General features: G+C 74.4%; 9 protein-coding genes. 3 read left to right on the top strand and 6 right to left on the bottom strand.

The genetic code is table 11. The annotated features are described in order from the left end of the window. Positions 1–15: 15 nt before the first annotated feature. Together ACFWZ2_RS29190 and ACFWZ2_RS29185 are read left to right on the top strand one after the other, a co-directional pair. A complete protein-coding gene (locus tag ACFWZ2_RS29190; protein ID WP_384550650.1) occupies positions 16–1,182 on the top strand; it encodes a histidine kinase in 1,167 nt (388 codons plus the stop codon). After that, complete coding sequence (locus ACFWZ2_RS29185) at positions 1,170–1,814, top strand: response regulator transcription factor (RefSeq protein ID WP_384550648.1); 645 nt, start codon at positions 1,170–1,172, stop codon at positions 1,812–1,814. The genes ACFWZ2_RS29190 and ACFWZ2_RS29185 overlap by 13 nt, the downstream gene beginning before the upstream one ends. 57 nt (positions 1,815–1,871) lie before the next feature. Here ACFWZ2_RS29185 and ACFWZ2_RS29180 read toward each other — a convergent pair whose 3' ends face one another. The 4 genes from ACFWZ2_RS29180 to ACFWZ2_RS29165 all read right to left on the bottom strand — a co-directional run bounded on the left by ACFWZ2_RS29180 (position 1,872) and on the right by ACFWZ2_RS29165 (position 8,071). Continuing rightward, the gene (locus tag ACFWZ2_RS29180; RefSeq protein WP_384550646.1) at positions 1,872–4,475 is read right to left on the bottom strand and encodes an FtsX-like permease family protein; all 2,604 of its coding nucleotides are present in this window, start codon (positions 4,473–4,475) and stop codon (positions 1,872–1,874) included. Continuing rightward, on the bottom strand, positions 4,472–5,245 hold the full coding sequence (locus ACFWZ2_RS29175) for an ABC transporter ATP-binding protein (RefSeq protein ID WP_384550644.1): 774 nt from the start codon (positions 5,243–5,245) through the stop codon (positions 4,472–4,474). Before ACFWZ2_RS29175 ends, ACFWZ2_RS29180 begins: the two co-directional genes overlap by 4 nt. 100 nt (positions 5,246–5,345) lie before the next feature. Continuing rightward, a complete protein-coding gene (gene galE, locus ACFWZ2_RS29170; RefSeq protein WP_384550642.1) occupies positions 5,346–6,320 on the bottom strand; it encodes a UDP-glucose 4-epimerase GalE in 975 nt (324 codons plus the stop codon). Positions 6,321–6,394: 74 nt separating this feature from the next. Further along, a complete protein-coding gene (locus tag ACFWZ2_RS29165) occupies positions 6,395–8,071 on the bottom strand; it encodes a glycosyltransferase family 2 protein (protein WP_384550641.1) in 1,677 nt (558 codons plus the stop codon). Between the two features lie 111 nt (positions 8,072–8,182). On the opposite strand from ACFWZ2_RS29165, the gene ACFWZ2_RS29160 reads away from it, so the two are divergent. Further along, the gene (locus ACFWZ2_RS29160) at positions 8,183–9,817 is read left to right on the top strand and encodes a glycosyltransferase family 39 protein (RefSeq protein WP_384550639.1); all 1,635 of its coding nucleotides are present in this window, start codon (positions 8,183–8,185) and stop codon (positions 9,815–9,817) included. Here the strand turns inward: ACFWZ2_RS29160 and ACFWZ2_RS29155 are convergent. Both ACFWZ2_RS29155 and ACFWZ2_RS29150 read right to left on the bottom strand, forming a co-directional pair. After that, positions 9,802–11,331, bottom strand: a complete 1,530-nt coding sequence (locus ACFWZ2_RS29155) for a hypothetical protein (protein ID WP_384550637.1) — start codon at positions 11,329–11,331, stop codon at positions 9,802–9,804. The genes ACFWZ2_RS29160 and ACFWZ2_RS29155 overlap by 16 nt on opposite strands. After that, on the bottom strand, positions 11,328–14,831 hold the full coding sequence (locus tag ACFWZ2_RS29150) for a CDP-glycerol glycerophosphotransferase family protein (RefSeq protein WP_384550635.1): 3,504 nt from the start codon (positions 14,829–14,831) through the stop codon (positions 11,328–11,330). Before ACFWZ2_RS29150 ends, ACFWZ2_RS29155 begins: the two co-directional genes overlap by 4 nt. Positions 14,832–14,918: the final 87 nt, after the last annotated feature.

The following is a 14,918-nucleotide window of genomic DNA, read 5'->3' as shown; positions in this document are numbered from 1 at the left end:
CCTAGCCTGACCTGCATGAAGGAGACGATACGGCGCACCGCGCTCGCCCTGCTCCAGCTGGCCAAGGGTGCCGGGCTCGCCCTCGTCTCGTACCTCTTCCTCGCGCTCATCCTGTTCACCGCCTTCGTCACCGCCCTCGTGGTCGGTGCGGCCGTACTGCCCGAAACCGTGCAACTGCTCCGCAGGACCGCCGGGTTCAAGCGGCGCGTCGTCGGCCGGTGGACGGGGGAGCCCGTCCCCGAGGCGTACCTCCCGCTGACCGGCGGTGTCCGTGAACGCGTGAGCACCGCCCTCAAGGACCCCGGCACCTGGCGCGATCTGCGCTGGCTCGGCGTCCACTTCGTGTACGGCTGGCTCCTGCTGTACGTCGCCCTGCCGCTGTTCGTCATCGGGCTGATCGTCGACGGCGTGTGGTGCGGACTGGCCCGGCGCAAGGCCGTCGTGCTGCCGCTCGTCCCGCGCCTCGCCGACCTCGACGCGGTGTGGTCGCGGGCCCTGCTCACCCCCTCGCCCGACGCGCGGCGCAGCGCCGCACTCGCCGAGCGCGTCGAGGAGCTCACCGTCACACGCGCCGGTGCCGTCGCCGCGCACGGCGCCGAACTGCGGCGCATCGAACGGGACTTGCACGACGGCACGCAGGCCCGCCTCGTCTCCCTCTCGATGCGGGTCGGGCTGGCCAGGCGCGCGTACGACAAGGACCCCGAAGCGGCGAAGAAACTCCTCGCCGACGCCCAGGACCAGGCCGAGGAGGCGCTCACGGAACTCCGGCACGTCGTGCGCGGCATCCATCCGCCGATCCTCACCGACCGGGGGCTCGTGGGGGCGGTGCGGGCGCTTGCCGCGGGCAGCGGGCTCGAGGTGGCCGTGCGCGAGGACGGCGTCGAGGAGGGGCCGCGGGCGCCCGCCGCCGTGGAGGCCGCCGCGTACTTCGTCGTCGCCGAGGCGCTGACCAACGCCGCCAAGCACAGCGGGGCCGAGCGGGCCTGCGTGGAACTCGCCCGGGTCGAGCGGGTGCTGCGGATCGCGGTGCGGGACGAGGGGCGGGGCGGGGCCGACGAGGGGGCCGGGAGCGGGCTGCTCGGGATGCGGCGGCGGGTCGCCGCGCTCGATGGGAAAGTTGAGGTGACGAGTCCCGTCGGGGGGCCGACCGTGATCGAAGTGGAGCTGCCGTGCGCGTGGTGATCGCCGAGGACAACGCCTTGCTGCGGGAAGGGGTTGTGCTGCTGCTCACCTCCGCGGGGCACGAGGTGGTGGCGGTCGCCTCCAGCGGGCCCGAGGTGCTGCCCGCCCTCCTCGAACACCGGCCGGACGTCGCGGTGCTGGACGTGCGGATGCCGCCCGGGTTCCGCGACGAGGGACTGCGGGCGGCGCTTGCGGCGCGGGCGGAGATTCCCGGGCTTCCGGTGCTTGTGCTGTCGCAGTACGTGGAGGAGACGTATGCCGCCGAGTTGTTGGGCGGGGGTGCGAGCGGGGTCGGGTATCTGCTGAAGGACCGGGTGGGGCGGGTCGATGAGTTCCTGGACGCGCTGGAGAGGGTGGCGGGGGGTGGGACGGCGCTCGATCCGGAGGTGGTGACGGAGTTGCTGACGCGGCGGCGGGATGATCCGCTGGATTCGTTGACGCCGCGGGAGAGGGAGGTGCTGCAGCTGATGGCGGAGGGGCGGGACAACGCGACGATCGCTTCGCTCCTTGTGGTGTCGGATCGGGCCGTCAGCAAGCACATCGGGAACGTCTTTGCGAAGTTGGGGCTGCCGCCCAGCGACAGTGGGCATCGGCGGGTGCTGGCGGTTCTTGCGTATTTGAACCGGGGTTAGGTACTGGGGGTAGGTACCGGGGGTCGGTTGGGGCCGCGGGTCCGGGTGCGTTCCGCCTCACTCGTCTCGCCTCGCACTCGATGGGTGGGGGTAGCGGTCCCGTAGGGGCGGGCGGGAGGGGAGCAGGGTGCCTGCGTAGGTCGTTGCCGCGACCAGTGTGGTGAGCAGGGCCGCCTGGGTCGGTGGGAGGTGGGGCAGGGAGTGGGCCGCCGTCATGCTGAAGGCCAGGAGGGGGACCGAGGCCACGGCCGCGCCGACCGTGAGGCCGGTGAGGGCCATGGCTGCCGCTTCCAGGCGCAGCATGCGGCGCAGTTGACGGCGTCCCGCACCGGCCAGGCGCAGCAGGGACAGTTCGGGGCGTCGTCCGATCGCGATGAGGGACAGGGTGCTCAGGACGGCGATCGCGGTGAAGCCGCCGATCGCGCCGACCGCCGCCATGGTCACGACTTCGCCCAGCGCCTGGTCCTCCGGTTCGGTCCGTTCGGGGCCGGGGCGCGGCGTGATCCGGGCCCCGGGTGCCGCCGCCCGCAGTGTCCGGGGGGTGGTGCCTTTCGAGGTCACCAGGATCCGGCCGTGGGCGGGTGAGGAGAGGTGGCGGGTGAGCTGTTCGTGGGAGAACAGGAAGGCGCCCAGGGCCAGTTGGCGGTCGTAGACGGCCACCACGGTCAGTCGTGCCTCGACTCCGTCGCCGAAGCGGAGTGTCACCTTTGATCCGGGGCGTACGTCCAGGGAACGCGCCTGATCCCTGCCCACCGCCACCGTGCCGGGGCGCAGCGCGCCGATGTCGCCGCTGCGGATGCCGGGGTCCAGCGTGTGCGTCAGGCCCTTCGGGGTGACACCGAGCACCGGGAGGCGGTCCAGGCGGGGCGAGCCCGTTTCGCGGCGGGCCAGGACCACGGTGCTCCGGGTGACGCCGGTCGCGGCGGTCACGCCGGGGGTCTCGCGCACGCGTTTCAGGTCCTGCGCGGACAGGCCGCCCGGTGTGGTCAGGGCGAAGGTCGCGCGGGCCGCGTCGTCGGCCTGGGTGCCCGCGGCGTGCGTGAGGGTCGCGCCCGCCGACAGCTGCACCGCGATGAACGCCGTCACCAGGATGATTGGTGTGATGGCCGCACCTGAACGGCGGGCCATGGCAAGGGAGTTGGCCGCCGCCAGACGGCCCGCCGGGCCGCCGATGCGGCGCAGCGGGGTGCCGAGTATCCGCAGGGCGCCCTCGGCGATCCACGGGCCGAGCACCGCGCATCCGATCACCAGGACCACCGCGGCCGCACCGGCCGCCGCTGCCGCGGCCTCGCCGTGCTGCAGTGTCGCCGTCCCCGCCGAGCTCATGCCGAGGAACAGCAGGACGAGGCCGGTGATCCGGCGCGCGTTGCCCGGCGCCGTCTCGCGCAGCGCCTCCGCGGGGCGCACCTTCGCCGTCCGCGCGCACGCGATCAGTGCGGCGACGCGCGCCACCAGGAGGGTGAGCGCCGCCGTCACCAGGGGAGCGGGCAACAGCCAGGGCGGCAGGGGGAGTTCGAGGCCGGGCGGGAGCGCGCCCCGGGCGTCGAGGAGGGCGCGCAGGCCCAGGTAGGCGGGGACGGCGGCCGCCGCTCCCGTCAGTGCCGCCCGCGCCGCGACCCGCCCGACCTCGCGGCCCACCGCGCCCCGCAGCTGCCGCGGTGTCGCGCCGACCGCCCGCAACAGGCCCAGTTCGCGGCCCCGTTGCTGCAGCGCCTGCACCACCGTCGACGACACGACGAGCAGCGCGATGAGGACGACCGTCGCGGCCACGGAGGCGAGCATGGCCAGGAGGCCCGACCGGGCGGGCGCCACCGCGAGGAACTCGGCGCCGCCGCGCCCGTTCCCCGTCAGTACGCGCAGTCCCGCGCCGTCCCCGTCCGCCCGGTGCCCCACGGCGTGCAGGCCCTTCGCGTCCAGGGCGTGCCGCACGCGCGCGTACAGGTCCGACGTGCTGGTCCCGGGGGCGGCCGTCACGCCGAGCGCGGCCACCGAGCCGGGGCGGCCGGCCAGGCGGTGGGCCTCGCCGGAGGTGAAGTAGACGCTCGCGCGCGGGCCTTCGGCGGTTCCGACGACCTGGTACGCGGCGCCGGACCCGGCCGTGCGGACGGTCACGGTGGCGCCGACGCGGGCCGTTCCCGCGCCCACGACGATCTCGGAAGGGCGCTTGGGGGCGGTCCCTTCGCGCAGCGCGTAGGGCGCCAGCCGGGCCGCGGGCCAGGGGCGTCCGGTGGCCTCCTCGCCCCGGACGCCGACGTGGAACACCTCGTCGGCGATCACCGCACGCACCCCGGGGACCTTGCGCACGGCGTCGGCCGCCGCTTCCGGCACCCGTACGCGTTCGGTGAGTCCGGCCGTCGCCGTCTCGGGGTCGCTGCCCCACGGCGTGGCCGTGTACCGGGTGTTCTGGTCGCCGGTGACGACGAGGTCGGCCGCCGCGTAGCGCTCCACGCGCGCGTGCCCGAGTCCGGCCGAGGCGAGCGCGAGGCCGAAGGTGCCGAGCAGGAGGGAGGTCAGGGCGAGCGCGGCGAAGACCGCGGCCCACGCCTTGCGGTGCGTCCGTGCGGCGCGCGCGGCGAGCAGACCGACGGCGTCGGCCTTCCGGGTGCGGTGCGTACGCGTGCGTGCGGAGGGTGTCGTGTACGGAGACGTCGGGTCGCTCATGCCGCCCGCCGCCCCAAGTTCCGCATGATGCCGTGCACTTGGGCGCTGTCCGGCCGCGTGAGGCGGGTGGCGATGCGTCCCTCGGCGAGGAACAGCGCCTCGTCCGCCCAGGCCGCCGCGGCCGGGTCGTGCGTCACCATCACCACCGTGTGGCCGTCCCGGTCGACGGCCTGCCGCAGCAGCGCGAGCACGTCCTGCGCGGTGGCCGGGTCGAGGGCGCCCGTCGGCTCGTCGGCGAAGACCACCTCTGGTGATGTCACCAGGGCGCGGGCGATCGCGACGCGCTGCTGCTGCCCGCCGGAGAGTTCCGCGGGACGGTCGGTGCCGCGCTCGCCGAGGCCGACGGAGTCCAGCGCGCGCAGCGCCCGCCCGGCGTCGTCGGTGACGCCGCCGAGCAGCAGCGGCAGGGCGACGTTCTCCAGGACGCTCAGGGACGGCACGAGATTGTGCGCCTGGAACACGAAGCCGACCCGCTCGCGCCGCAGCCTGGTCAGCGCCGCCTCACCGAGCGGGGCGATCGCGACGCCCCCGATGCGCACGGTCCCCGACGTCGGCCGGTCGAGGCCCGCCGCGCACTGGAGCAGCGTCGACTTCCCGGACCCGGAGGGGCCCATGACGGCGAGGAACCGGCCGCGCGGCACGGCGAGGTCGACGGGTTCGAGTGCGACGGCGCCGCGCCGGTAGGACCTGCCGACCCCGTCGAGCACGAGCGCGTCGGGCTCGACCGCCTCCGCCACCGCCGTGGCCCCCGAACCCCTTCGCCTGAACATCGTGTACGCCCTCCCAGTGGTCGCCGCTTCCACTGAGAACGCTAGAAATCGCAGGTCAAAGGGGCGAGAGAGCGTGGTCCCTGTTTGGGGGTGGAGCCTGCTACACCCTCGGGTGGTCGCGCAGCCAGCCCGCCCAGGCCGAGGCGATCATGTCGCGTACGTCGTGCTTGGCCGACCAGCCGAGTTCCGTGGCGATGCGGTCGGCGGCGGCGACCACGCGGGCCGGGTCGCCGGGGCGGCGGGCGGTGATCTCGGCGGGGGTGGTGTGGCCGGTGACCTCGTTGATGAGGTCCGTCATCTCGCGGACCGAAACGCCTTCGCCACGGCCGATGTTGAGCGTCAGGTCCGTGCCCCGGGGCGAGGCGGCCAGCTTGCGGGCCGCGGCGACATGGGCCTCCGCCAGGTCGACGACGTGGATGTAGTCGCGTACGCACGTGCCGTCGGGGGTGGCGTAGTCCGCGCCGAAGATGAGGGGGGCCGCGCCGTCCGTGAGCTTCTCGAAGACCATCGGGACGAGGTTGAAGACGCCGGTGTCGGCGAGGTCGGGCGATGCTGCGCCCGCCACGTTGAAGTAGCGCAGGGACGCCGTCGTCAGGCCGTGCGCGCGGCCCGTCGCGCGGACCAGCCACTCGCCGGCCAGCTTCGTCTCGCCGTACGGGCTCATCGGCAGGCAGGGGGTCTGCTCCGTCACCAGGTCCACATCGGGCATGCCGTAGACCGAGGCGGAGGAGGAGAAGACGATGTGGGCGACGCCCGTCGTGACCATCGCGTCCAGGAGCACCCGCAGGCCCTCCACGTTCTCGCGGTAGTAGTGCAGCGGCCGCTCCACGGACTCGCCGACCCGCTTCTTGCCCGCCAGGTGCACGACGCCGGTGACCGCGTGCTCCTCGAAGGCGCGCGCGAGCCGCTCGCCGTCGAGGACCGAGCCGACCACCAGGGGCACCCCGTCGGGCACGCGCCCCGCGATGCCCGTCGACAGGTCGTCGTAGACCACGGCCTGCTCGCCCGCCGCCGTCATGGCGCGGACGACGTGCGCCCCGATGTATCCGGCGCCGCCGGTGATCAGCCAGGTCATGGTCGCCCTGTTCCCTCGTGTGTGTGACGTGTCGTGCCGTGGTGCAGTGTCGCAGAGGCGGCGTACGGGACGTGTCAGCGGCCGCCGACGCGGTGGGCCACGCGGGCCAGGCGCCGCTTGGCGACCCCCGCGACGCCCCGCACCCCGGGGGCGATGCGCACCGCGAGGTTGCCGGCCTGGGTGGCGTACGGCTGGACGAGCAGGACGCCGCGCCGCCCGCCCGGCACCACCGTGCGGCGCAGCAGGCCGGGCCCGGCGAGCGCGTGCGCGGTGCTGTCGCGCGCGGTCCCGTCGGCGAAGCCGAGCCGCAGGCGGATGTCCCACACGCCGCCGTCGAGCGAGCCGAGGTCGAGCAGGACCGTGGCGGCCCAGGTCCCGCCGGACACCTCGTCCGCCGGTGTCTCCCGCTCCGCGGCGGGGCGCAGCTCGGCCGTCCGCCGCAGCCCGGTCCTGCCGCTCTCCCGGTGGATGAGCTCCACGTCGACCGTGGCGGGCCCGGCGTCCGCCACCCGCCCGTACAGCTCGTGCAGCCGCAGCGTGAGCCGCGCCCCGCCCGCGCGCGGCCGCAGTTCGCCGTCCACGGCCAGGGGCAGCAGGCGCAGGGGGCGTACGAGGAGGTGTTCCAGGGTGACCTCGGGCAGGTCGGCCGCCCAGACGGGGGTGCCTTCGGCGTCCTGCGGGTACGGCGGCGCGAGCCGGGCGGGGCGGGCCGCCACCTGCTTGAGGCGGTTCAGGTCGCGCGGTTTCTCGGAGGCGAGGACGACGCGCGCGATGACACGGCCGGGGGCGGGCGCCGCGTCCAGGTCGGCGGCGTCGAAGGTCTCCAGGTACGCGCGCGTGGCGGCCCACCACTCGCGCCGGTACTCGGGGCCGCGCGCGGTGAGTTCACGGGTGTACATCCGCAGGCTGTGCTCGATGAACTTGGCGCGGGCCGCCCGGGCGAGCCGCTTGCCGCCGGGGCCGTGCGCGTCCTGCAGGATCTCGACGGACTGGCGGTGCGCCTCCATGCGGGCCTGCCAGTTGGCTATGCCCGAGCGGTCGAGGGATATCGAGAGCTTGGCGGCGGTGCGGCGCACGTGCCAGACGTAGACGGTGTCGGGGACGAGCGCGATGCGCGGCGCGGCGGCGAGCATGCGCGCGGTGAACACGAAGTCCTCGTAGATGAAGCGGCCTTCGGGGAAGCGGATGCCGTGCTCGCGCAGGAAGTCGGTGCGGTAGAGCTTGTTGACGCAGAGCGTGTCGTGGACGAGGCGCGGCCGCAGGTCGGGGCTGCCGACGAGCCGCTCCTTGCGGTAGAGCTCCGGCTGCCAGGGCACCTCGCGGCCGGACGGCAGCTCGCGGCGTACGCAGAGTCCGGACGCGACCTGCACGCCGTGCCGGTCCGCCGCGGCGAGCAGGGCGTCGACCGCGCCGGACGGCAGCACGTCGTCGCTGTCGAGGAACATCACGTACGCGGAGGTGGCGGCGTCGATCCCGTCGTTGCGGGGCGCGCCGCAGCCGCCGCTGTTGGTGGCGCGGCGGATCACCCGCACCCGCCGGTCCTCGGCCGCGAGCGCGGCGAGCACCTCGGCGCTGTGGTCCGTGGAGCAGTCGTCGACGGCGATCACCTCGTGGACCGCGGGCCCCTGGGCGAGCGCCGAGCGCACGGCGTCCGCGACATGCGCCGCGTCGTTGTAGCCGATCACGACGATCGAGACGCCGGTGCCGTTGTCCGGGGCGGGAGAGGGCTGTTGAGGCAGGGTGCGGTCCACAGAGGAAATTTTAGTGGTTGCCGCCAATTATCCGATTAGGGAGCCATTTGAGGGGCAGGCAAGGAGTGTCAATCCTCGCTAAAAGTGGGTTAATAGCACAAGCTCGGCTTCATGCAGGCCACGCCGCTTCCCGCTCCCCGGAGCACCCCTTCTCGCAGCTCCGCCCCCCGCACCACGCCACCCCGCCCCGCCCCGGCGCCCCCCTCCGCCCCCGCGCCCGCCCCCGTCCTCGCCGCGCTCCTGCCCGCCCTCGTCATGCTCGCCATCGGCCTGTGGGGCCTGGACCGCGGCACCGTGTGGCGCGACGAAGGAGCCACCCTCCAGGTCGCGCGGCGCTCGCTCCCCGAGATCTGGCATCTGCTGCACCAGGTCGACGCGGTGCACGGCCTCTACTACCTCCTCATGCACGCCGTGCTCCCCGCCGACCCCGGCGAGGTCGCGCTGCGGCTGCCCTCGGTGCTCGCCGCGTCCGCCGCCGCCGCGCTCGTCGCCGTCATCGGCACCCGGCTGGCGCGGCCGCGCGTCGGGCTGTGGGCGGGCCTGTTGTACGCGGTGACGCCGATCGCCGGGCACTACGCGCAGGAAGGGCGTTCGTACGCGCTCGTCGCCGCCGGTGCCGCGCTCACCACGCTGCTCCTCGTGCGGGCGGTCGAGCGTTCACGGCACGGCGCCGACCGGCGCGCCTGGTGTGCCTACGCGGCCGCCGCCACCGGCACCGCGCTGCTCCACGAACTCGCCGCGCTGCTGCTCCTCGCCCATGCGGCGACCCTGCTGCTCGCCCGGGTGCCGCGCCCCGCCCGGCGCGGCTGGACGGCCGCCGCGGGCGCCACCTGCGTCCTGCTCCTGCCCCTGCTCGTCGTCTCCGGCGGGCAGTCCGCCCAGGTGTCATGGCTCGTGCCACCGGACGCGGAGGCCGCGGACGAGCTGTTCCGCGCGTTCGCGGGGCCGACACAGCTCGTGCTGGTCGGGCAGGTGCTGCTCGCCGTGATCGCGCTGCGCCCGCCCTGGTCGCGCGGCGGACGGGGCGGGCTTTCGCTGCCCGCGGTGGCGCTGCCCCTCCTGGTCCTGCCCCCCGTCGTGCTCTTCGCGGTCTCGCAGCGCTGGCCCCTGTACCACGACCGCTACGTCCTGTTCGCCCTCGCGGGCCTGCCCCTGCTTGTGGCGGCGGGCGCGGACCGGGTCGTGCGGGCGGCCGCCGCGGCGGGCCGGCTCCGGGGGCGCGGGGGGTGGCTCCCGCACCGCCGCCGCACGGCCGTCGCCGCACTCGGGGCCGCGGTCGTCGGGTTCAGTCTGTGGTGGCAGTTGCCGCTGCACCGGGCCGATCGCGTGGTGGGGCACGGGCGGGAGAATCCCGCGGGGGCCGCCGCCTTCGCCGCCCGTGAGGTGCGGCCCGGTGAGCCGGTGCTGTTCCTGCCGGTGATCGCACGGCGGGTCTCACTGGCCTACCCGGAGGACTTCCGCGGGGTCAGGGACATCGCCCTGGGCGTCTCGCCCGCGGCTTCCGGCACGCTCTACGGTGTGGAGGTCGACCCCGTCGAACTGCGGCGCAGGCTCGCGGGCGTGGAGCGGGTCTGGGTCATGACGGAGCCGCCCGCGCTGCGCAGGGCCGTGCGGGAGCTGGCCGAGAAGGGGAGCGTGGAGGCGGCCGCTGACGAGGCCAAACTCGACGTACTGAAGAGGGAGTTCACGCCGCGCGCCACGTACGCGGTGCCGGGTGCGGCCCTGCGTCTCTACGTCCGCCGCTGATCCCGGGCGCCGTTCACCCGGGCGAGGACCTCGCCGGTGCGCGGACTCCAGTCCACCACGACGGCCTCCGGCGGCGCCTTCTGCTCGGGCGAGAGGAGCAGCCAGCGCACGTGGTAGCGGCGGACCACCGCGGCGCGTTCGGTGCGGGTGGAGCCGGGGGAGAGGTAGGAACGCACGTCCTGCAGGCGGCGGTTGCGCACCGTCTCGTCGAGCGCGGGGTCGGGCCAGGCGGGTGCGACGAGGTTGACGCCGTAGCCGGGGACGGAGCGGGTGGGGCGGTAGCCGTCGGTCAGGACGACGTCGCCCGCGCGCATGTGGTCCCTCGCCCAGGCGTAGCCGGGCCAGCGCGGCGGCTGGTCGAAGCCGATGGGGTCGAGGGCCCGCGGCACCACGGCGCCCGCCTGGATCTGGAAGAAGCCGACGCAGGCGCCGAGCGCGGTGGCCCCCGCGAGGGCGCCGCGCCGCCAGCCCCAGGGCCGGGGCGCCGCCAGCTCGATGGCGAGGGCGAACTGGAGGGGGACCAGGGTGAGTCCGAGGATGCGGCCGTACGTGTAGTGGCCGCTGACCCAGCCGTACGCGACGACCGCGCAGTCCAGGGCGAACATGAGGACCAGCGGGTCCCTGCGGTCCCTGCGCAGGCGCAGCCAGAGGGCGGGGACGCCGAGCGCGGCGAGCCAGAAGCGCTGGGGCATCTCGGTGTAGAGCTGCCGGTGGATCCAGTCGACGGATTCGTCGCCGACCAGCGAGAGGACGCTGTAGTACGGCCAGCAGGCGGCAACCGCCAGGGCGGAGAGGGCGGTTGCCGCCCAGATCCGCAGCCGGTGTCCGGACGCGGCGAACGCGACGACGCCGATCACCGCGGCCACCGAGGAGATCGGGTGGATGAGCAGGATCAGTCCGCACAGGGCGCCGAGCCCCGCGTACGGCAGGGGCCCCCGCTTCGGCCCGCGGGCGAGCGCGCCCGCCCAGGCCCACGCCCAGAACGCCAGGCCGATCGCGAACGTCGACGGGTAGCCGAGGTTCCCCGTCATCGACATCAGGCCCAGATAGCCGCTCCACCACGCCATCCGCGTGCCCCAGAGCAGCACCATGGCGAACAGCGCGATGACCGGGGCCCATTGACGGGACGTCAGGCCGCGGACGAAGCGGCCGATGCCGGTCAGCAGGGCGATGAGGTTGAGCGGCCCGGAGAGCTTCACGACCTCCCAGCCCGCGAGGCCGGTCGCCCGGGCGAAGAGGCCCTGCGCCACGGCGTACGGCGAGTAGTACGGGCTGCCCTCGCCCGGCAGGTCCGCCATCGGGTGCGCGGGGTGGAGGAGGTTCTCCTTCAGGCGCTCGACGACCGCCGCGTGCTGGCCGAAGTCGCAGCACATCGGGACCCGCCAGAAGGCGAGGGACATCACGAGCCAGAAGAGTCCGCCGAAGACGGCGTAGGGCGAGGGCCGCCACCGCCGCCCGCGGCCCAGCGCCGTCGCGCCGTGCGCGGCCCTGCGGGTGAGGAGCGCGCCGCTCACCGCATCAGCCTCTGGGCGACGCGGGCCGACGCCCGGCCGTCGTCCAGGTCGCAGTAGGCCTCGCGGAACGCCGCGTACGCCTCCGCGTGCCGGGCCGCGATGGCGTCCAGGTCGCGCAGCGCCTCGACGACCTCGCCGGTGGAGGCGAGCAGCGGTCCCGGGGCGCGGGTCTCGAAGTCGAGGTAGAAGCCGCGCACGGTGTCGCGGTAGTGCTCCAGGTCGTACGCGTGGAAGAGCATGGGGCGTCCGGTGTGCGCGAAGTCGAACATCAGCGAGGAGTAGTCCGTCACCAGCACGTCGGCGATCAGCAGGAGTTCGGCGGTGCGCGGGTGTCCCGACACATCGCGGACGAAGGGTGCGCGGGCGCCGGTGAGGCGGCCCGCCGTCAGCGGGTGCTTGCGCACGAGCAGGACGTGGTCGTCGCCGAGCACGGACTCGGCCGAGCCGAAGTCGAGGGCGCCGTCGTAGCGGAACCGGCCGGGGGAGTAGGCGAGATGGTCCCGGTACGTCGGCGCGTACAGCACGATCCGCTTGCCGGGATCGAGGCCGAGTTCGCGGCGGACCCGCTCGGCGACCTTGCGGCGGTCGTCCGCGAACAGCATGTCGTTGCGGGGCGATCCGGCCTCCAGGATCTCGCCGTCGTAGGCGAGCGCGCGCCCCAGGTGCGGGGTGGAGAAACGGTTCGGGGAGACCAGGACGTCCCACTGGCGGGAGAGCGCGGGCAGGGCGTCGAGGTGGCCGTGGTCGGCGTAGAGGGTGCCGGTCAGATCGGTGCCGATGCGCTTGAGGGGCGCGCCGTTCCAGGTCTGTACGACGGTCTGGCCCGCCCGTCGTTCGAAGAAGTCCGGCAGGTGTCCCGCCGTCACGATGCGGCGGCAGCGGGCGAGCGCCTCGTACCAGGCGGCGCTGTGCTCCTCGACGCCGCGCGCGCCGGACGGCACGTCGGTCTGCTGGTCGTGCGTCACCCACAGGTGTTCGACGTCGGCGCCGCGGCGCACCAGCTCCTCGTGGACGGCGCGCGGCGAGTCCCCGTCGAAGTAGAGGACGGCGTCGGTCAGCGGCCGGGTGCGCAGCTCCGGGTAGCGGGCGGTGCGCAGCCGGTGCTGCCGGTAGGCGCCGCGCTCGGACCGGGCGAGGACCGGGCCCGCCTCGACGAGCAGCCGGTCGCCGAACCGCCGGTCGACGGTGAACTCCCGCCCCTGGACGGTCCGGTGGAGCGGGAAGGCGGCGGACACGGACGCGAGCAGCCGCACCGGCATGCCGTCCGCGGCGCGCGGCGCGGCGTCCCCGCCCGCACCGGCCGCCACCTCCCGCAGGAACGCGTACCAGCGGCCCTCCCGCAGCGCCCCGCCGCCCGGCGCGACCACCGCGCTGAAGCGGTCGCCGCCGCGCCGCACGGGCGCCGTCAGTTCCTCGTCGCGGCCGCTGTGCCGCAGCACCAGTTCGGCCTCGCCCCAGCTGGCGGAGGCCGCCTCGCCCTCGACGGTGAGCGTGCCGTCCGCGCCCCACGCGACGCGGTCGGCGATCGGCTGGCGGGTCAGCTCGACGACCAGCTGGCCCTGGTCGTTGGCGGTGGCGCACAGTTCGCGGCCCGGGCGGGACGCGTACCGCCCCGGCGGCAGGGCGAGCGCGGCCGCGAGGGACTTCAGCTTGCCGTCGGGCAGGACGAGGTTGGCCTGCCAGCGGTCGCCGTGCGGGGGCTCGACCTCCTTGGGCGCGCGGTGCGGGGTGGGCGCGACGCCTTCCAGGTCGGCGAGGCGTACGCGTACTTCGAAGCGGTCGTCGGCGAGCGAGACCGGGTAGTCGAACTCCGTCTTGGTGTGCCGGTGGGTGAGCCGCAGCGCCTTGGGCCGCACGCGCCCCGGCAGATGTCCGCTCAGGACCACGTCGCCGCCGTCGCGCCGGTGGGCGTCCACGCGCGCCGCGTACTCCTGGACGCGCAGGACGAGGCGGCCCTTGCTGAAGCCGAGCGTGAGGCGCAGCCCGTCGCCGAGTTCGCGGACCACGGACTGGGCGGACGCCCCTTCGGCGGCCCGCACGGCCGCGCGGCGCACCGTGCCGTGGCCCGCGACGACCACGCCGAGCAGCCAGTTGCCCGGCCGCCAGCGGCCGCCGGTCTTCAGCTGTGCGGGGTCGACGGTCATCTCGAAGCCGGACAGGTCGTAGCAGTGCAGCCGCTGCCGGGACTTCTCGGTGGCCTGCGGCGCGGCGACCGTCTTCGTCGGCACGCGGCGGAACTGCCCCTTGCTGTGGGCCGACTTGAGGAGGCCCGTCTTGACGGAGTGCCCCGGCCGGGTCGCCCCCAGGTTGCGTACATATGCGGAGCCGCTGATCCGCAGCTTGCCCTCGGCGTCCCACCGGGCCTCGTCGACCCGGGCCACCATGGGCAGTTCGCGCCGCCCGAGCCGCGCGATGCCGTCGGGCAGGCGGCCGACCCCCGGGTAGGAGGCGCTGCGCCGTAGCACGCCGCGCACGTGGAAGGCGGTGCCGTTGGCGCGTTCGAAGGAGAGCAGCTCGATGAGTTCGGCGGTGCGGGCCTCGCGGACGAGCTGCCATTTGACGCGCAGGTCGACGGGGAGCGCCGCGACGACGGCGGGGTCGGCGCGGCGCAGGAAGGCCGCGGTGTCCGTCATGAAGGCGGCGCGGTACTCGGGGCCCCCCATCGGCAGCCCTTCGAGGAAGTAGACGAAGTCGTCGCGCAGGCAGGAGATGTCGTACGTCTTCTTCATCCCGGGCGCGTGCTCGGCGAGGAAGGCGCTGACGTGCGCGCAGGCCGCGATGCGGTCGCGCACGCCCTTGACGTCGGTGCGGCGCCGGGTGATGGAGCCCTCGCGGACCCGCCAGTAGTAGACGTGGTCGCTGAGCACGTCCACGGATCCGGCGAGGAAGTGCGCCGGGATCATCACGGGGGTGTCCTCGTAGAGCTTGCCCTCGGGGAAGGCGAACTTGTGGCGGTCCCAGAAGGACCTGCGGAACACCTTGTTCCAGGCGACGCGGTCGGAGAGCAGGTCGAGGTCGCGCGCGATGTGCGTGCGCGTGCGCGGTGCGGTGAGCCACTTGTACTGCCAGGCCTGGGAGCGGCCGCGGTCGTTCAGGCGCCAGACGTTGCCGCTCGCGAAGTCGGATCCGGTCGCGTCCAGGCTCGCGATCATCCGCTCGTACGCGTCGTGCGGCACGACGTCGTCGCTGTCGACGAAGGTCAGGAACTCGGCGGTGGGGGACGCCTTGCGCACGCCGGTGTTGCGGGCCGCGCTCAGGCCGGCGTTGCGCTGGCGGACGTAGACGAAGCGGGGGTCCTTGGCGGCGAATTCGCGGGCGATGCGGGGGCTGGCGTCCGTGGAGCCGTCGTCGACGAGGATGCATTCGAGGCCGCCGGGTCCGTCGCGTCCTTCCCTGCGGTCACGGCCGTCGATGGTCTGCCCGGCGATCGACTCCAGGCATTCCTCCAGGAACTCCTCGACGTTGTAGATGGGTACGACGACGCTGAGACGGGGCTGCACGGCGACCGACCTTTCGGGCGTAGTTCGGGCGTATTCATCCCCTTTGCCCGTTCATGCGTCCCGAACGTCAACTTCTTTGCCATGGAT

The organism is Streptomyces sp. NPDC059002, assembly GCF_042740435.1.
Lineage (GTDB): Bacteria > Actinomycetota > Actinomycetes > Streptomycetales > Streptomycetaceae > Streptomyces.
This window is presented reverse-complemented; position numbering and strand designations above follow the sequence as displayed.